Raw genomic sequence first — 18557 nt, 5'->3', positions numbered from 1 at the left:
CACACGGGTTCGCTGCCCGCGGGCGGCTTGCACCAATGTTGTTCCATCTGGAACGCAGCCTGCCTGGAATCGGGGTTTTTACGCGCGAGGGCGCTGCGTAGACTGCCAGCAAAGGTCAGGGTCACGCATCGCGTCGATCCGGCCGCCCACCCCGTACCCAGGAGAACCTCGTGAAATCGCTCGTCGTTACCGCCGCCGCTGCCGTCCTGCTTGCTGCACCGGCCCTGTCTTTCGCCCAGTCGGCCCAATCGCCCGTCACGCGCGCGCAAGTGCTGCAGGAGCTGATCGATCTCGAGTCGGTCGGCTACAACCCGGCGCGCGGCGAAGTCAACAACTATCCGGACGACATCATGGCGGCGCAGGAACGACTCCACGAAAAGCGTCTCGCGGAACAGAAGGCGGCACACGCCGCATACGGCCCGGCCGGCGAACCGGCAACGGAATCGGGTGCGGCCGCCAGGCCCGCGCGGTAACGGCACGACGAAGCGCCCCGCCCGCGTGAACCACGTACCGCGGGCCTGGCGCGAAGTACGTTCGCGTGGTCGGCTTGACGGGAAGACCCCGGCCGTGCGGGCAATGCGCCGACGCGCGTGCGCCGCTCAGGCGGCCTGCGGTTCGCGATCGATCGCGCTCAGCATCTCGACGTCGCGCGCGATCATCCCCGGCACCTGGGCACGCAGCATCTCGACCCAGGTCCGCACCTTCGCATCGATGAAGCGGCGCGACGGATACAGCGCGTAGACGTTCATCTTCTGCAGGATATGCGCGGGCAGCACGCGGACGAGCGTGCCGTCGCGCAGTGCGTCGATCGCCGAGTACAGCGGCAGCATGCCGATCCCGATGCCGTCGCGGATCGCGAGGGCGAGCGATTCGGCCGTATTGGTCTGCACCGGCCCGGTGACGTGGATCTGTTCGACGCCTTCCGGCCCCTCGAGCACCCATTCGTGCGTCGGGAACGCCGGCGTGCACAGCGTCAGGCACGCGTGCGAAGAGAGATCCTGCGGGCGAGCCGGAGCGCCGTGCCGTTTCACATAGTCGGGCGACGCGCACAGGATGCTGAAGGTCGAGCCGAGCAGGTGCGATACGAGTTCCGAATCGGGCAGCGACGACGCGGTCACGACGGCCATGTCGCTCGTGCCGTCGAACAGGTCGGGCATGCGCTGCGACAGCGACAGCTCGATCGATACGTCAGGGAACTGCGCGTGATAGCGCGTCAGCGCGGGCAGTACATAGTGATGGCCGACGCTCGCGAAGCTGTGCATGCGCAGCACGCCGGCCGGCCGTTCGTGCGCGCAGCTCGCCTCTTCTTCCGCGCGGTCGACGTCGGCGAGGATCTGGCGGCAACGCCGCAGATAGTTTTCGCCGGCCGACGTGAGCGCGAGACGGCGCGTCGAACGATTCATCAGACGGGTGCGCAGGCGCGCCTCGAGTTCCGACACCGCGCGCGACATCGCGCCCGTCGTCGAATTCAGCGATTGCGCGGCGGCGGTGAAACTGCCCGTCTCGACGACGCGCGAAAACACCCGCATGTTTTGTAGGGTATCCATTCCTGTGAGCAACCTGTAGCGGAGCCGCCATTTTCCTCCACGGGATGCGACAGATTGTTACTCCGGCTGCAACTATCGTTTCCCCGCAGCTGCGTTAATGCGCGGGCGCCGCACTCCTACAATCGGCGCCTCAACAGTCGAACGGACCCGTTCGGACGCGCCGCGCATCTCGCCTGGCCCCGTACCGGCCCCCTCTTTTCATGAAGCCACAACCTGCGATCGAGCGACCTTCCATCGAACCGGCACGATGGAGGACATGGCTCGATCCACTCGGCGACGCGGCACGCGACTGGGCCGCGAGCGACGGGCTGATCTGGCTGCACCTCGCGAAAACGGTGTTCGCGGCGCTCCTTGCGATGGGCATCGCGATGCGCCTGGAGATGTCGCAGCCGCGCACGGCGATGACGACCGTGTTCGTGCTGATGCAGCCGCTGTCGGGGATGGTGTTCGCGAAGAGTTTCTACCGCGTGCTCGGCACGGCGGCCGGCCTCGTCGCCGCACTCGCGCTCGGCGGGCTGTTCGCGCAGCAGCCCGAGCTGTACATGGCCGGCATCACGCTGTGGATCGGCACCTGCATCGCGCTCGCGGTGCGCAACCGCCACTTCCGCTGGTACGGCTTCGTGCTCGCCGGCTACACGGCCGCGCTGATCGGCCTGCCGGCCGTGACGACCCCGCAGACACTGTTCCAGTCCGCACTCACGCGCGCCGCGGAAGTCGCGCTCGGCATCGCGTGCTCCGGTGCGGTCAGCGCACTGATCCTGCCGCTCAGCTCCGCGAAGGCGCTGATGCGCTCGCTGGGCACGCGCCATGCGACGTTCGCGGCGTTCACGGCCGGCGCGCTCGCGGGCGACGTCGCCCGCGGCGATTTCGAGCGGCGCTTCGCCGATTTCGTCGACGACATCGTCGGCTTCGAGGCCAATCGCGCCTTCGCGTCGTTCGAGGATCCGCACATTCGCGCGCGCAGCCGCCGCCTCGCGCGGCTGAACAGCGAGTTCATGAATGCGTGCACGCGGCTGCATGCGCTGCACCAGCTCGTCAAGCGGCTGCGCGCGAATGGCTCGGACGCGGTGCTCGATGCGCTGGCGCCGCACGTCGACGCGCTCGCGCAGCGTTTCGCCGCGCTGCGCGACGAGCGGCCGCGCGGCGTCTCGCCGGCCACCGGCGCGCTGCTCGAACTGCGCCGCTTCCACGGCGCGCTGCCGAAAGCCGCGCGCGCGTCGCGGCGAAACATCGAGGCGCATGCGGCCGGCGGCCTGCTCGACTTCGATACCGCGATCGAGCTGCTGTACCGCTTCATCGGCGAATATCTCGGCTACGCCGACACCTATGCGTCGCTCGACCAGGACGATCACGCATTCGAGCGCTCGGTCACGCATTACGCGGTGAAGACCAACGCGTTCTTCGTCGGGTTCGCGTTCCTGCGCACGATCGTCGCCGTCGGTGCAATGAGTGCGTTCTGGCTTGCCTCCGAATGGCCGAGCGGCCCGCTTGCCGTGATCGCCACCGCGATCGCGTGCGCGCTCAGCTCGACGTCGCCGCGCGCGCCGAAGTTCGTCGCGCAGATGAGCGTCGGCGCGGCGTTCGCGACCGTCGTCGGCTACCTGTTCCTGTGCTACGTGTATCCGAACATCGACGGCTTCCCGCTGCTGTGCGCCGCGCTCGCGCCGGTGCTCGGCCTCGGCGCGTTTCTCGCGATGCGGCCGGGGCTGTCCGGCTACGGGATCGGTTTCGCGGTATTTTTCTGCCTGCTCGCGGGGCCCGACAACGTGATCGCGTATACCCCCGAGGTGCTGATCAACAACGGCCTGGCGATCGTCGTCGCGATGCTCGCGTGCGCGCTCGTGTTCGCCGTCGTGTTCCCGACGCACATGCCGTGGCTCACGGGCCGCATCGCGCACGACCTGCGCCGCCAGGTCACGCTGGCGTGCGAAGGCGCACCGGATGGCCTCGCCCAGCGCTTCCAGTCGAGTACGCACGACCTGATGGCGCAACTGCGCACGCTGCTCGTGCGGCGCACGCGACAGCATCGTGACGCGCTGCGCTGGATGCTGTCGACGCTCGAGGTCGGCCACGCGGTGATCGACCTGCGCGACGAGTTGAACACGTTCCGCGCATCGAAGCCGCCGCACATGCTGCGCTGGACCGGTTCGATCGACGCGGTGCTGCGCGAGCTGCCGCGCTTCTTCGACGACCCGACACCCGGCCATCACGCGCGCACGCTGAAATCGGTGAATCTCGCGATCCGCGCCGCGCAGCACACGCTGCAGGCGTGGTACGCGGTGCCCGACGAGCGGCACCGCATGCAGCGGATCGTCGGCTGCCTGCACTTCATGCGCAGCGCACTGCTGGACAAGGACGCGCCGTTCAACCGGCTCCGCCATTGAGGATCGGTGCGCGCGCAACCCGATCCTTGTTCCGGATGGAAATAAGCTCTACAGCCGCGGTGATTAATCTTTAAGCAGTGCGAGCCTATAGTTTCCTCACTGCCAGCGAGACTGGCACTCACCCAGGAGAAACCAACATGAAGCCGCTGCACCTCGCCCTCGTTGCCCTGTCGCTCACCGCTGCCGTTGCTCACGCGCAGCCGGCTCCGGCAGACGTCGCACAGCAGCAGGCGAACCGCGCTGAAGCCGTCGCAACCGCAGGCCGCGTCGATCGTTCGCAATCGAAGCCGGAAGACCCGAACGCCTGTGTCGGCCCCGTCAGCTTCTGCAACATCTACTTCGGCAGCTGAGCATGACGCCGCGTCGTCACGGCCACGCCCGCACCGCTCGCCGCATCGACGCTCCCGCCCACGCCGCTTCGATTGAAGCGGCGCATGCCGTTTCAGACGCCGCGCCCCGGCCGCCAGCCCACCTCGCGCAACGCATCCAGCAAGCGCGCCTGCCCCAGCCCTTCGACCCGCGCACCGCGCGACTCGACGTCGCCGCCCGCGACGAGCGCGTTCACGATCGCTTCCTCCACCGCTTCCGCCGCCGCGACGAACAGCGCGGAAATATGGTCGTTGTTGACCATCTTCACGCCGGTGGTCGGCGCGCCCTTGCTGCCGTAGTTCGCCGCCGGCAGGCCGTCGTTGCCCGTTGCGAACGCAAGGAAGATGTCGCCGCTCGAATCCTCGGTGCCGCCGCCGACGCGCGCCAGCCCGACGCTCGCACGCTGCGCGAGGCGCGTGCATTGATGCGGCAGCAACGGCGCATCGGTCGCGATCGTCACAACGATCGATCCCATCCCGGCCTCGCCTTGCGCGTCCGGCGCGCGGAACGGCGAAGGCACGTGCCGCAGCACTTCGCCGACCGGGTAGCCGGCCACGCGCAGCATCTCGCGCACGCCGTAGTTCGCCTGCACGAGCGCGCCGACGGTCCAGCCGCCCGCCTCGGCCGCGAGCACGCGCGACGCGGTGCCGATGCCGCCCTTGAACTCGTGGCAGATCATCCCCGTGCCGCCGCCCACACCGCCTTCGGCAACCGGCCCCGGCTGCGCGGCGGCCAGCGCGCGCTGCACATGCGCGGCGCTCACGTGCTGCCCCCAGATGTCGTTCAGCAAGCCATCGTAGGTTTCCATCACGACCGGCATGCACCAGTACACGCGGCCGGCCGCCGCTTCGCGCTCGTTCGCGACGAGTGCGTCGCGCACCGCGCCGACGCTGTGCGTGTTCGTATAGGCGATCGGCGTGGTCAGCAGGCCGGCCTCGCGGATCCATTCGAGCCCCGTCGCGTCGCCGTTGCCGTTCAGCACGTGCACGCCCGCGAAACACGGCGAATCGTGCGCGGCGCCCGCGCGCGGCTCGATGACGGTGACGCCGGTGCGAATCGATGCGTCGCCGTTCTCGACGTTCAGCGCGCAATGCCCGACCCGCACACCGGGTACGTCCGTGATCGCGTTGAAGCGGCCCGGTGTGCCGAGTCCGATGCGGATGCCGAGATCCCTCGTGCGCATGATGCAATTCCTCCAGTCTCTCAATGGTTCGGTGTTTCAGTGCTTCGGCAAGGCTGGCGCTCAGAGCGTGCGGAACGCTTCGCTGTGGCGCGCCCAGACCGCATACATCACGAGCGCGGCGATCAGCAGCCCCGCGATGATGATCAGGTCGGTCGGTTTCGTGGCCGTCGCCAGCGTCGTGTAGAGCGTATAGGCCGCGCCGGCTACCGCGACGAGCGGCGTCACGGGCCACAACGGCATCCGGTAATGATGTTCGACGTCACGGCGCACGAAGCGGCTCGCGAGCGCGGCCAGCCCGACGACCAGATAGATCAGCAGCAACAGGTCGACCGTGAACGCGGTCAGTTCGTCGAGGCTCGACACGAACACGAGCCCGGCCGACGGCACCGCGAGCGCGAGAGTGGCGAGCCACGGCGATTCGAGGCGCGGATGGATCGTCGAGAATGCACGGTTGCAGGTACGCGACCAGAGCGCGTGCCGACCGCTGCTGTACAGCAGCCGGCCCATCGTGATCACGATCGCGATGATCGCGTTGAACACCGACAGGAAGATCCCGCCGCTGACCACGCGCGACACCGCCGGGCTGCTCAGCGAACGCACGACATAGCCGATCGGGTCGGCGCTCTTCGTCAGCTCGGTCAGCGACGGCGCGCCGAGCACGATCGCGGTGAGCGGCACCAGTTCGACGACGAGGATCACGAGCAGCGAGTAGATCACCGCCTTCGCGACATTGCGGTTGCCGCCGCGCAAGTCTTCCGCGAGATAGGCGGCCGAGCCGAAGCCGTTGTAGCAGAAGATCGCCGTGCCGATCGCGGGCACGATCGCGGCGAGCGTCGCCGGCACGAGCGCGTTGCCGCTCGCGACGACCGGCGCGATCAGCGCGTCGGCGCCGCGATGCGGCGAACCGAAGCCGAGGCCCGCGATCAGCATCAGCACGCCGATCTCGACGACCAGGAACGCGCCCGTGATCCACGCGTTCGTCTTGATGTTCAGCATGCCGAGCAGGTAGCTGAGCAGCACGATCGTCAGCGCGACCGACTGGTTGCCGAAGTGCGTGCCGAGCGCGTTGTTCAGGTAGGGCGCGGCGCCGCTCGCGAGCACGGCCGGGATGAACACGCTGACGGACAGCACCGTGATGAAGGTCAGGTAGCCGGGCAGCGTGCCGAACACGCGCTTGGCCATCACGTATTCGCCGCCCGCACTGCGGTGCGCGGCGCTGAGCTCCGCGTAACAGAGCGCGAACGCCAGCGCGAGCACGCCGCCGAGCAGGAACGACAGCACCGCGCCGCTGCCGGCCTGCTGGATTGCGAACGGCGCGATCACGAAGATCGAGCTCGCGGGCGTCACGCCGGATACGGTGATCATCACCGCATCGCGCACGCTGAGCGTCTGCGACAGCGCACGCGGCGCGTCTTCCGTTGCAGGCGCCGCTTGCAGCGTGCCCGTCGATTCCGACATCATCGCCATTTCGTTCTCCTGTGCTGCTTTGCCAACGTTTTTTGAACGCCCATACTCGGGCCCGACTGATTGCGTGGCAGTCTAGGAAGCCAATTTCAGGACCGCTATTCCCCCTTCGTGTTACGCCCTTCCGGTGGTGGTATGGATCGTCTCTTTTCCGAAATCGCGATGCACCAGGCGCTCGGCCGCGCAATCGATCATCTCGGCCAGCCGCGCTTCTGGCGGTTTCTGGTGCTATTGCTCAATGAGATGGCGCCGTTCGACAACGCGCTCGCGACCGCGATCGGCCGCGACGGCGTGCCGCTCGTGCTCGACGAATACGACACGGGCGGCACCGATGCCGCGTCGCCGGTGCCGCTTTACCTGAATGGGTTATATCTGCTCGATCCGTTCCTGCAGGCCGCGCACGACGGGCTCGCCGACGGCTGCTACCGGCTCGAGGAAGTCGCGCCCGACCTGTTCCGGCAGAGTGAATATTTTCTGAGCTACTTCCGCGATGCCGTTGGCGACGACGAGATCCAGATCCTCGTGCGGCCGAACGCCGACACGCTGCTGTCGCTGTCGCTCGGCGCGGCCGCGCGCTTCGACGTCGAGCCGCTCGGCAAGCTGACGGCCGCGATGCCGTGGGTGCTCGCAACGATCCGGCAGCACTGGCGGCTGGTGGGTGATGCGGCACGCACGCCGCCCGATGCCGATCTCGGTGCGCGGGTCGAGCAGGCGCTCGCGCGCTTCGGCGCGGGCGTGCTGACCGATCGCGAGATGTCGATCGCGAGAATGGTGCTGCGCGGCAATTCGTCGAAGGCGATCGCCGAGCGGCTGGCGATATCACCCGAAACGGTGAAGGTGCACCGGCGGCATCTTTACGCGAAGCTTGGAATCTCGTCGCAGCCCGAACTGTTTTCGCGCTTCATCCAGGCGTTGGGGGAAGATGCGGCGGGATGAACCCGTCGACACATCGACCAAGGCGGATGGCAGCGGGCGTGGAATCGTGCAATATCCGTGAATCGCCGCATTCCCTGGTTATCCGTTGAAGCACCTGCGGATGATCCGTCGACAACGAGACTGCCTCGAAACAGGAATCCCGATTCATGTCGCTCATTCCGCTCGTCGGACTTGGCTGGTTGCTTCTGTGCGCCATCAGCGCCGCGTCGATCGTGCTCGTGCCACCGCTGCTGCTGGTCGCTTACCTGATGGGAAAAGATGTCTGGTCGATTCTGACGCGTGGCCGGCTGCAGTCCGCGTTCCTGGCCTACCTGGGTTCCGCGCCGGTGCCGGCGGTCTTCACGTTCCTGCTGGAAGCCGGTGCCGCGGCCGGGAGTGCCGGCGGTGTGGCGTCGGACAGCCTGCGCCGATGGAACGAACAGTTCTTTTTCGCGTTCGTCGCCGCGGCGGCGCTGTGCGGCCTGCTGTTGCTCTTGCGGCCGAAAGACGGGAAAGCAGCGAACCCCGAATCGTCGCGACCCGCGCGATAGCCGGCACGCGAGAGCCGCGCCATGCCGCCTGCCCGGCTCTCGAGCAGGGGCACGGTCATGTGCAGTGTCCTGCTACTTCGGCTACGTCCGCTACTTCCACTTCGCGCCGATCTGCGCGAGCCCGGCATTCCGGAGATCGTCCGGCAACATCACCACGCGGAACTCGCAGTCCGCATTCAACATCAGGAACCACGGCTCCGCGAGCGCCGGGATCTGCGACGGGTCATTCACGTCGACGATCACGACCGCCCCGCGCCCGCCGTTCTGCTCCGTGAAATACACGGCCTCCGGTTTGACCGCTTCGAGTATTCGCGAGATCACGTCGCCGACGCTGCCGTTGCGCACCAGCGTATTGAACGGCTCGTGAGGGATTCGTATGTTGAGAAGCATGCGCATGACCGTCTCCTTGGGCTCCGCCCGGCGTGGGCCCTTCAAGCATAGGTGCTGCGCGATGCCGCGCCAGCCGCGCCAAAAGCAGCGGCCGGCGCGCACTCACATTCCGACGATTCGATGACGCCGCATTGCGCGCACGGCAATCGTCCACGATACGCGAGTCCGGCGAGCATGCCGTCGCGATCGATGCCCCGTCGCATCGGCTCCCCGCTCGCCCGGCCGCGCCGCACGCATCACTCGGCACGGCCGGCCGCGGCGGGCGCGATCGCGAGATGCAGCGGCCGCTCCGGCCGCAGCGTCACGTTCAGCACCGGCCGCGGCGGGGTCATGCCCGGCGGCACCGACAATTCGTAGCGCTGCAGGATCATCGCGGCGACGATCGTCATTTCCGTCATCGCCAGATGCTGCCCGAGACACACGCGCGGGCCCGTGCCGAACGGCATGTAGCTTCCGCGCGGCGCGGCCGGCGCGTCGTCCGCAAAACGCTCGGGACGAAACACGTCGGGCTGCGCAAACCATCGCGCATCGCGCTGCATGAGTTGCAGCGGCAGCATGAACAGCGTCCGTGCGGGAAACTGCCACGGGCCCAGCACGATCGGCCGGGACGCCCGGCGGCTGATCAGGATCGGCGCGGACGGATACAGGCGCAGCGTTTCCTCGAGCGTGTGCGTCAGGTAGCTCAACGACGATCGCGCCTCGGCGGACGGCGCGCGACCGCCCAGCACGCGCGCCACTTCGTCGCGCGCGGCGGCCTGCGCCGCCGGATGCGCCGCCATGCACCAGGCCCACCAGGTCAGCGCCCCGGCCGTCGTCTCATGGCCCGCGAGAAACGCCGTCATGCATTCGTCGCGCACGGCCCGCACCGGCCATCGCCGCGCGTCGTCCCGATGCAGCCGCAGCAGGCGCGACAGCAGATCGTCGGGCCATGCGTGCATCGGCAGGTCGAGACGCGCCTGCAGATGCCGGTCGATCAGCCCGTTCAGCACGGCTATCGCCCGCGCCTTGCCGCGCTTCCACGGCATCCAGTCCGGCGTGCTTGCCGGCCAGTAGAAATCGGCGTTGGCCGCCGCGCTCACCGCGCGCACGGCTTCCTCGGCCGCACGCGCATCGTCGCCGATCGCATCGGAGAACATCGTGCGCATGATCACGTCCATCGCCAGCGACGTCAGCGCGCTTTCGATCGGCCAGTCCGGATCGCGCGCCGGCCACTGCGCAAGCGCGTGTCCGGCCGTCGCCGCGATCGACGGGACGAACGCCTGAACCGGCTTCGGCATGAAATTCGGCTGCAACGCGTGCCGCTTGTCGCGCCACGCGTCGCCTTCCGCGATCAGCACACTATGGCCGTGAACCTCCTCAAACACCCGGACGGCGCGCTCCCAGCGCCCGAGCGCATCGTGATGCGTCACCAGGAGTTCGCGCACGAGCGCGGGATCGGTCACGACCACCGCATGCTCGGGCCACATTCGCAAGTGCACGACGTCACCGTATGCGCGCTGCCAGCCGGCCAGCGTGCCGAGCAGGTCGCGCGACATCGTGCGCAGCAGCCCCCAACCCGTCAGGCCGGCACGCGGCCCCGGCGGCCACACGCCGGGCGGGTGAAGCACGGGCGCCGAAGCCGGGGCGCCCGCATGGAATGGACATTGGGAAGTGGATCGCGTATTCATGGGCCGGATTGTCCGCATCGGCGTGCCGGCGGTCTTGAACGCAAACGACATCGACACGCGTCTGGCCTGTCCCTATACTCCGGCGTCATGTTCTCCGATCCGTTATCGATCTCGCCGTCATGCCCCGATCCGCTGGCACGCGCGCCTCGCGTGCCGAGGGACGGGCGGTCGCCGCACGGGCGGCTGTACCCCGCGCCGGCTGCCCTGCAGGGCGCGGTGGTCGCGATCGTGTTGCACGACACGCGCGGGTTCGCGTTGAGCGACGCGCAGCGGCTCTCGCATTTTCCGGCCACGCCGCTGGTGTGCGTGTCGTGGTATCGGGATCTCGACGTGGGCTTCGTCGAACCCGCGGCCGACGGGCCCCGGTGGCGCCCCTTCGGGGCCGCGGCGACGCTCTCGGGCAGCCATTCGGCCCCTACCGTGGCCTGGGCCCCGACGGGTGGAAGGATCGGCATGATCTGTTTCACCGCCGATGCGGCGCGGACGCTGTTCGGCATCGCGCTGCCGGACATTCACGACCGCGTGCTCGACGCGCACGCGTGCCTCGGCCGCGACTGGCACCCGCTCCTCGATGCATTGATCGGCGCGGATCGCGACGCCGACGCACTGGCGGCGATCGATCGCCACCTCGCGCCCCGCTGGCAGGCGCTTCGCCCTGCGACACAGCTGTCATCACTGCGCAACGCGGGACGTAGCTGGGTCGGGCGCCTTGCGCTGCAGGCGCGCGAATGGCGAGGCACGCACAGCCCGCGCCAGGTCGAACGGCGCATCAAGACCTACAGCGGCCGATCGCTGCGCGAATGGCAGGCGCTCGTCAGGACGGAAAGCGCGTTCTTCGCGGCGCGCGACCGGTACGACGCCGGCGCCGCGTTCAACTGGGCCACGCTGGCGCTGGACGAAGGGTTTGCCGACCAGGCGCACCTGAGCCGCGAGGTCAAGCGCATAACCGGTTTCTCGCCGAGCGAATTCACGCAACGCTTCATCGAGGACGAATCGTTCTGGCTGTATCGGCTGTGGGTGTGACACGGCGGCGGCCGGGTTCCGAAACATCGTCCTGACCTTCATCGATAGTCGTCGTCGATAGTCGAAGCGAACGCGGATCGGCACAGCGCCTGCCGTCTCGCGGAACATTCCCCGCCGTGACGTGTACTCGCCCCGATTGCCCGTTCCGACCCGCGCGGGCATGATGGGCGCGGGCCATCCGCAGGCCTGCCGTCCGCGGTCGATCCCTCCTCTGCCCTCATCTCACCCATGTCATTACGCGCATTCAGAACGCTGGTCGCCATCGCCCGATACCGGACGTTCGCACGCGCCGGCGAAGCCATCGGCCTCACGCAATCGGCGGTCAGCCTGCAGATCAAGACGCTGGAAAGCGAATACAACGTGCAGTTGTTCGATCGCTCCCGCCGGCAGCCGGTGCTCACCGAGGCCGGCAACATCCTGCTGGCGCAGGCCGAGCAGGTGCTCGCGATGGTCGACCGGATTCCCGATGCGCTCAGCGACGAGAAGAAGCTGGTCGGCCGCCTGCGGATCGGCGCGATCCAGACTGCGCTGTCCGGCCCGCTGCCGGACGCGCTGCTCGCGCTGCGCGCGGCACACCCGGGGCTGCGCGTGCACGTGTCGGCCGGGATGTCGGCCGAACTGGCGAACCGCGTCGCGGCCGGCGAACTCGATGCGGCAATCACGACGCGCCCCGTGCGCCCGCATCCGGCGGAACTGACGTGGACCACGCTGTACGAGGATCGCTTCTGGCTGCTCGCGCCGCCCGACCATGCGGAACGCGACGCGGTCACGCTGCTCGACGCGCTGCCGTTCATCCGCTTCGATGCGCAGGCATGGGCGGGCCGCATGATCGCCGCCGAGCTGCGCCGCATCGGCGTGCGCGTGCGCGAGGAGATGGTGCTGGACAGCGCGGAAACGATCGTGCGCATGGTCGCGAGAGGGCTCGGCGCGGCAATCGTCGCGCTCCCCGATGCGACGCTCGCGCGCCTGCCACCCGTCACGCGCTTGCCGTTCGGCCAGCCGCAGATGGGGCGCGCGGTCGTCCTGCTCGAACACCAGTCGCGTCCGGCCGAACGTTTCGCGCGTGCGCTGGCCGCCGAAGTCACCGCCTCATCAATGAGAATTTCTCATTGAATGCCCGATAATTAACAATTATTCCTGTTGCTTGCGCGTGTTAACTTGGCGGCATCGTCATTCTCTCGATTGCGTGTCGTCATGTTGCCCGCCGATTGGATTCCCGCCTCGTTCCGCCGCTTTGCGTGCCAGCCGCTCGCGGCGGCCCGCACCGCCGGCACGGCCCGCGTGAAGGCGCGCCGATGATCGGCCCGATCCTGCTCGCGCTGGCGCCGGTTGCGCTGCTGGTCGCGCTCGGCCACGGCCTGCGGCGCACGGGCTTCATCGCCGCCCCGTTCTGGCCGCAGGCCGAGCGACTGTGCTACTACGTGCTGCTGCCCGCGCTGTTCGCGGACAGCCTCGCGAACGCGCGGCTGCAGGCCCTGCCCGTGTTACCGCTCGCGGCGGCGCTGGTCGGTTCGACCGCGCTCGCCGCGACGCTTCTCCTGCTGGTCCGCCCGTTCGTGCGGGTCGACGGCGCCGGCTTCACGTCGGTGTTCCAGGGCGCCGTGCGCTTCAACAACTACGTCGGCACATCACTCGCGGCCGGCCTGTTCGGCGCAAAAGGCATCGCGCTCGCGGCCGTGTGCGTCGCGGCGATCGTGCCAACCGTCAACCTGATGTGCGTGCTCGTGTTCGCGCGCTACGGCGACACGCGGCTCGGCGCGGCGGCGCTCGCGCGCCAGATCCTGTCGAATCCGCTCGTCGTCGCGTGCGCGCTCGGCGTCGCGATGCAGGCCGGTGGCCTGACGTTCCCGGCGGCCGTCGAGCCGGCCGTGCGCGCGCTCGGCGTCGCGTCGATGCCGCTCGGCCTCCTGTGCGTGGGCGCGGCGCTGAAATTCGATGCGGCGCGTGCGTGGCTGCAGCCGGTCTGTGTCGCATCGGCATTCAAGTTCATGGCGACGCCGCTCATCACGCTCGCCGCCGGCCGCCTATGCGGGCTCGGCGACGCGGCGCTGACGGTCGCGCTGCTGTTCCAGGCGCTGCCGACGTCGTCGGCGTCCTACATCATGGCGCGCCAGCTCGGCGGCGACGCGCCGCTGATGGCCGGCATCACCGCGTTCCAGACGATCGCCGCGGCGTTCGCGATGCCCGTCGTGCTGACCGCGCTCGCGTCGGCGCCGGTGTTTCGCTGACGACGCAACGCCCCCCATTCCCCTGAATCCAGCCCGCCAGCCGGCCATCGCGTGATGCGGCATCGTCTGCCGCGCGCGGTCGCGCATGCGCTGCCGCAGGTGCTCACCGAGAAACCCCGTCACATGAACGCTCCCGCCCCGTCCGCCGCCCTCGTTGCCACCCGGCCGCACGCGGCCACCTACGTGAAGCTCACGCTCGTCGCGCTGTTCTGGGGCGGGACGTTCATCGCGGGCCGGATCCTGGCCGCGTCGATGTCCGCGACAGCCGCGGCCACCGGCCGCTTCGCGATCGCCGCGCTGCTGCTGGTCATGCTGACGTGGAAGATCGAAGGCGGGCTGCCGAAGCTGAGCGGCCGCCAGATCGTGACGACCTTCGGGCTCGGCGCGACCGGCATCTTCGTGTACAACATGTGTTTTTTCGCGGCGCTCGCGCGGATGCCGGCGGGGCGCACCGCACTGTTCGTCGCGCTGAATCCGGTGGCCACCGCCGTGCTGCTGTCGATCGTCGTGCGCGGGGAACGCCTGTCGCCGTCGCGCTGGGCCGGCATTGCGGTCGCGCTGTTCGGCGCGCTGGTCGTGATCAGCCGCGGCGAATTGCTGCGGGTGCTCACCGATCTCGGCACCACGTTCGGCACCGGCGAACGCACGATGCTGTGCGCGGTGCTGAGCTGGGCCGCCTACACCGTGATCGGCCGGCGCGCGCTCGACGGGCTGTCGCCGCTGGCGGCCACGACGTATGCTGCGCTGTGGGGCCTCGCGCTGCTGATCGTCGCGCACCTGTTCGGCTCGCCCGCCAGCAGCGGCGCGCCACTGACGTGGCAGGCCGTCGCGTCGATGCTCTACCTCGGTGCTGTCGGCACGGTGGTCGCTTTCGTCTGGTATTCGCAGGGGATCCGCGCACTCGGGCCGGCCCGCGCGGCCGTGTTTACCAACCTGGTGCCCGTATTCGGCGTGCTGCTGTCGGTCGCGCTGCTCGGCGAGCCGTTGTCGCCGTCGATGCTGGCCGGCGGTGCGCTCGTGATCGCGGGCGTCGCGCAAACCAATCGCGCGAGACGCTGACGCACGGGTAGGCGCAGCGCGCACTCGGGGACGGATGTCAAATACCGGCGCCGGCGAATGGCAACGATCGCGATGCCGTCGTGCAACGCCTACGCGCGGCCGATACGCCCCCAATGTTCTCGCAGCCCTGCCAAAAACCGCCTATCGTGAATGGAGCGCCCCGTTTGCCGCCATTCGACCCTGCGTCGCCCGCACCGGCGGCAACGGCACCGCGTTCCGGCACCATTCATCGCGATCCCCGCGCACGCTCGCCCGTGCACGATCGCGGCCGCCCACCGGATTACAGGAGGCCCTCATGAAAGCCGCGCTGCTCGTCAGCTCCGCCCTGCTCGCCATTGCATCCGCTTCGGCGTCGGCCCAAGGCTCGATCACCAAAGTCGAAAACGGTTCGCTCGTCGCCGCGAACGGGATGACCGTCTATACGTTCGACAAGGACAAGGCCAACGCCGGCACCAGCGCGTGCACGGGCCAGTGCGAATCCTTCTGGCCGCCGTACAAGGCCAGCGCGACCGACGTTCCGGTCGGACCCTACACGATCGTCAAGCGCGACGACGGCAGCCCGCAATGGGCATACAAGGGCAAGCCGCTGTACTTCTTCTCGAAGGACATGAAACAGGGCGACCGCAACGGCGACAACTTCAAGGACATGTGGCACGTGGTTGCGCCGTAAGCGCCTGTCCGCCGTCTTCCGCGCACGCTGCGCCTGCGCAAGAAAGCCCGCGCGGATCGTCGATCCGGGCGGGCCTTCTCGCGATCGCGCCGGCCGCGCTGCGTCGTCCGCCGTCAAGCGGGCGGGCGACGCATGCCGCCGGGTGGCGCGTCAGCGGCTCGACGGGAAGCTGAACACCGTCCCTTCGCGCACGCCGGCCGACGGCCAGCGCTGCGTGATCGTCTTGCGCTTCGTATAGAAGCGCACGGCGTCCGGGCCGTACGCGTGCAGGTCGCCGAACAGCGAACGCTTCCAGCCGCCGAACGAGTGGTACGCAACCGGCACCGGCAGCGGCACGTTGATGCCGACCATGCCGATCTGGATGTTGTCGCTGAAGTAGCGCGCGGCCTCGCCGTCGCGCGTGAACAGGCACGTGCCGTTGCCGTACTCGTGCGCGTCGATCAGCGCCATCGCCTCGTCGAGCGACTTCAGCCGGATCACGCCGAGCACGGGCCCGAAGATCTCGTGCTGGTAGATCGGCATGCCGGGCTTCACGTTGTCGAACAGGCACGGGCCGAGATAATAGCCGCCGTCGTGGCCGTCGACCTTCACGCCGCGGCCGTCGACGACGAGCGTCGCGCCCGCTTCCACCCCGGCGTCGACGAAACCCGTCACCTTGTCGAAATGCTGCTGCGTGACGAGCGGGCCCATGTCGACGCCCGCGCCGTTGCCCGGGCCGACCTTCATCTTTTCGATCTCGGCCTTCAGGCCTGCGACGACCTGGTCGCCCGTCTCGTCGCCGATCGCGACGACCAGCGGAATCGCCATGCAGCGTTCGCCGCACGAGCCGTACGCGGCGCCCATCAGCGCGTTCACCGCGTTGCCGATGTCGGCGTCCGGCATCACGACCGCGAAATTCTTCGCGCCGCCGAGCGCCTGCACGCGCTTGCCGTGCGCGCAGCCGGTCGAGTAGATGTATTCGGCGATCGGCGTCGAGCCGACGAAGCTCACGGCCTTCACGCGCGAGTCGGTCAGCAGCGTGTCGACCGCTTCCTTGTCGCCGTTCACGACGTTCAGCACGCCCGGCGGCAGGCCGGCTTCGAGCGCGAGCTCGGCCATGCGCAACGTAGACGACGGCGTGCGCTCCGACGGCTTCAGCACGAACGTGTTGCCGCACGCGACGGCCATCGGCCACATCCACAGCGGCACCATCACCGGGAAGTTGAACGGCGTGATGCCGGCGGCGACGCCGAGCGCCTGGAACTCGCTCCACGAATCGATCGCGGGGCCGACGTTCTTGCTGTGCTCGCCCTTCAGCAACTCCGGCACGTAGGTTGCGTATTCGACGTTCTCGATCCCGCGCTGCAGTTCGCCCATCGCATCGGCGAGCACCTTGCCGTGCTCGGCCGTGATCAGCGCGCACAGCTCGTCGGCATGCTCCTCGAGCAGCGTCTTGAAGCGGCTCATCACACGGGCGCGCTTCAGCGGCGGTGTGTTGCGCCAGGCCGGAAACGCGGCCTGCGCGGACGCGATCGCCGCTTCGACGGTCAGCTTGTCGGCGAGCGCGACGCTCTTGTGCGATTCGCCGGTGGCCGGGTCGAACACCGGCTGGACGCGGCTGCCGCCGTCGACGCGCTTGCCGTCGATCAGGTGGCCGACGGTGGAGGTCACATTGCTGTCGTGTTTCATCGTTCAGGCTCGTTCGTGAATTCGGTTGTCGCTCGGGGCAAGCCGCGGCTCAGTCCACTTCGTTCAATGCGTCGGACAGCGCGTTGACCAGGTTGTCGATCTCGCGCTTCTCCGAGATGAACGGGGGCGCCAGCTGGATCGTGTCGCCGCCGTAGCGCACGTAGAAGCCCTTCGCCCAGCAGCGCATCGCGATCTCGTACGGGCGCCGTGCCGGCTCGCCCGGCAGCGCCGCGATCGTCAGGCCGGCCGCGAGCCCGTAGTTGCGGATGTCCGCGATGTGGCGCTGGCCCTTCAGCCCGTGCACGGCCGCCTCGAAATGCGGCGCGAGATCGCGCACGCGGGCCACCGCGTCTTCCTTCACCAGCAGGTCGAGCGCCGCGACGCCGGCCGCGCACGCGACCGGGTGCGCCGAGTACGTGTAGCCGTGCGGGAACTCGAGCATGTACTCGGGGCCGCCTGCGGCCATGAACGTGTCGTAGATTTCCTTCGTCGCGATCACGCCGCCGAGCGGCTGCGCGCCGTTCGTCACCTGCTTCGCGAAGTTCATGATGTCCGGCACCACGCCGAACGCGTCGGCGCCCGTCATTGCGCCGGCACGGCCGAAGCCCGTGATGACCTCGTCGAAAATCAGCAGGATGTCGTGCGCGGTACAGATGTCGCGCAGGCGCTTCAGATAGCCCTTCGGCGGCACGACCACGCCCGCCGAACCGGAAAACGGCTCGACGATCACGGCGGCGATGTTCGATGCGTCGTGCAGCGCGATCAGTTCGAGCAGGCGGTCGGCCAGTTCGGCGCCGTGCTCGGGCATCCCGCGCGAAAACTTGTTCTCGGCGAGTTGCGTGTGCGGCAGGAAGTCGGCGTCGAGGCCCTGGCCGAACAGCTTGCGGTTCGGCCCGATCCCGCCGACCGAGATACCGCCGAAGTTCACGCCGTGGTAGCCCTTCTCGCGGCCGATCAGGCGCGTCTTCGTGCCCTTGCCCTTCGCGCGCCAGTAGGCGCGGGCCAGCTTCAGCGAGGTATCGGCCGCTTCCGAGCCCGACCCCGTGAAGAACACGTAGTCGAGGCCGGCCGGCGTCAGGTCCTTGATCTTGTTCGCAAGCTCGAACGATTTCGGATGACCGAACTGGAACGCCGGCGCGTAGTCGAGCTGCGCGACCTGGCGGCTCACGGCTTCGACGATTTCCGTGCGGCCGTGACCGAGGCCCGTGCACCACAGACCCGACAGGCCGTCGAAGATCTTGCGGCCTTCGGCGTCCGTGTAATACGCGCCCTGGCCCGACACGATCATGCGCGGATCGGCCTTGAACTGGCGGTTGGCGGTGAACGGCATCCAGTGCGCGTCAAGCCACGCGGCGTCGGTACGGAGGTTGGTTTCGTCCTGCTGGGCGGTGGTGATGTCGGTCATGTCGGTCGGCGCGTGGCGCCCCTCGTCCTTATGT

17 protein-coding genes are annotated in these 18557 nt (G+C 68.6%); 10 read left to right on the top strand and 7 right to left on the bottom strand.

Annotated elements, in window-relative coordinates; all coding sequences use genetic code 11:
* Window positions 1-170: 170 nt before the first annotated feature.
* On the top strand, window positions 171-473 hold the full coding sequence (locus tag HWX39_RS12795) for a DUF4148 domain-containing protein (RefSeq protein ID WP_175968437.1): 303 nt from the start codon (window positions 171-173) through the stop codon (window positions 471-473).
* Window positions 474-599: 126 nt separating this feature from the next.
* On the opposite strand, the gene HWX39_RS12790 is transcribed toward HWX39_RS12795, so the two are convergent.
* Complete coding sequence (locus HWX39_RS12790) at window positions 600-1547, bottom strand: LysR family transcriptional regulator (protein WP_175968436.1); 948 nt, start codon at window positions 1545-1547, stop codon at window positions 600-602.
* Window positions 1548-1747: 200 nt separating this feature from the next.
* Here HWX39_RS12790 and HWX39_RS12785 point away from each other — a divergent pair, with 200 nt between their 5' ends.
* Together HWX39_RS12785 and HWX39_RS12780 are read left to right on the top strand one after the other, a co-directional pair.
* Window positions 1748-3931 carry an FUSC family protein gene (locus HWX39_RS12785; RefSeq protein ID WP_175968435.1) on the top strand — a complete coding sequence of 728 codons (2184 nt, stop codon included), beginning with the start codon at window positions 1748-1750 and terminating at the stop codon, window positions 3929-3931.
* Window positions 3932-4068: 137 nt separating this feature from the next.
* Window positions 4069-4281: a hypothetical protein gene (locus tag HWX39_RS12780; RefSeq protein WP_175968434.1), complete on the top strand. Its 213-nt coding sequence runs from the start codon at window positions 4069-4071 to the stop codon at window positions 4279-4281.
* Window positions 4282-4373: 92 nt separating this feature from the next.
* Here HWX39_RS12780 and HWX39_RS12775 read toward each other — a convergent pair whose 3' ends face one another.
* Both HWX39_RS12775 and HWX39_RS12770 read right to left on the bottom strand, forming a co-directional pair.
* Window positions 4374-5483, bottom strand: coding sequence for a P1 family peptidase (locus HWX39_RS12775; RefSeq protein ID WP_175968433.1), 1110 nt, complete (start codon window positions 5481-5483; stop codon window positions 4374-4376).
* 60 nt (window positions 5484-5543) lie between these two features.
* On the bottom strand, window positions 5544-6950 hold the full coding sequence (locus HWX39_RS12770; protein WP_175968432.1) for an APC family permease: 1407 nt from the start codon (window positions 6948-6950) through the stop codon (window positions 5544-5546).
* 132 nt (window positions 6951-7082) lie between these two features.
* On the opposite strand from HWX39_RS12770, the gene HWX39_RS12765 reads away from it, so the two are divergent.
* Window positions 7083-7883, top strand: coding sequence for a LuxR C-terminal-related transcriptional regulator (locus HWX39_RS12765; protein ID WP_175968431.1), 801 nt, complete (start codon window positions 7083-7085; stop codon window positions 7881-7883).
* Between the two features lie 146 nt (window positions 7884-8029).
* A complete protein-coding gene (locus HWX39_RS12760; RefSeq protein WP_175968430.1) occupies window positions 8030-8413 on the top strand; it encodes a hypothetical protein in 384 nt (127 codons plus the stop codon).
* Between the two features lie 90 nt (window positions 8414-8503).
* Here the strand turns inward: HWX39_RS12760 and HWX39_RS12755 are convergent, their stop codons facing one another.
* Complete coding sequence (locus HWX39_RS12755) at window positions 8504-8809, bottom strand: panthothenate synthetase (RefSeq protein WP_175968429.1); 306 nt, start codon at window positions 8807-8809, stop codon at window positions 8504-8506.
* A 230-nt stretch (window positions 8810-9039) separates the two neighbouring features.
* On the bottom strand, window positions 9040-10470 hold the full coding sequence (locus tag HWX39_RS12750; RefSeq protein ID WP_175968428.1) for a cytochrome P450: 1431 nt from the start codon (window positions 10468-10470) through the stop codon (window positions 9040-9042).
* 87 nt (window positions 10471-10557) lie between these two features.
* Between HWX39_RS12750 and HWX39_RS12745 the strand changes: the two genes are divergently transcribed.
* From HWX39_RS12745 to HWX39_RS12725, 5 genes are all read left to right on the top strand, one after another.
* Window positions 10558-11493, top strand: coding sequence for an AraC family transcriptional regulator (locus tag HWX39_RS12745; protein ID WP_175968427.1), 936 nt, complete (start codon window positions 10558-10560; stop codon window positions 11491-11493).
* 228 nt (window positions 11494-11721) lie between these two features.
* A complete protein-coding gene (locus HWX39_RS12740) occupies window positions 11722-12606 on the top strand; it encodes a LysR family transcriptional regulator (protein WP_175968426.1) in 885 nt (294 codons plus the stop codon).
* 182 nt (window positions 12607-12788) lie between these two features.
* Window positions 12789-13721, top strand: coding sequence for an AEC family transporter (locus HWX39_RS12735; RefSeq protein ID WP_175968425.1), 933 nt, complete (start codon window positions 12789-12791; stop codon window positions 13719-13721).
* A gap of 123 nt (window positions 13722-13844) precedes the next feature.
* Window positions 13845-14780: a DMT family transporter gene (locus HWX39_RS12730; protein WP_175968424.1), complete on the top strand. Its 936-nt coding sequence runs from the start codon at window positions 13845-13847 to the stop codon at window positions 14778-14780.
* A gap of 295 nt (window positions 14781-15075) precedes the next feature.
* On the top strand, window positions 15076-15450 hold the full coding sequence (locus tag HWX39_RS12725; protein ID WP_021159211.1) for a hypothetical protein: 375 nt from the start codon (window positions 15076-15078) through the stop codon (window positions 15448-15450).
* A gap of 150 nt (window positions 15451-15600) precedes the next feature.
* Here HWX39_RS12725 and HWX39_RS12720 read toward each other — a convergent pair whose 3' ends face one another.
* Together HWX39_RS12720 and HWX39_RS12715 are read right to left on the bottom strand one after the other, a co-directional pair.
* A complete protein-coding gene (locus tag HWX39_RS12720; protein WP_175968423.1) occupies window positions 15601-17118 on the bottom strand; it encodes a CoA-acylating methylmalonate-semialdehyde dehydrogenase in 1518 nt (505 codons plus the stop codon).
* A 49-nt stretch (window positions 17119-17167) separates the two neighbouring features.
* A complete protein-coding gene (locus tag HWX39_RS12715; RefSeq protein WP_175968422.1) occupies window positions 17168-18523 on the bottom strand; it encodes an aspartate aminotransferase family protein in 1356 nt (451 codons plus the stop codon).
* Window positions 18524-18557 lie beyond the last annotated feature (34 nt).

This window comes from Burkholderia sp. BCC0322 (assembly GCF_902833045.1).
Classification (GTDB): Bacteria; Pseudomonadota; Gammaproteobacteria; order Burkholderiales; family Burkholderiaceae; genus Burkholderia.
This window is presented reverse-complemented; position numbering and strand designations above follow the sequence as displayed.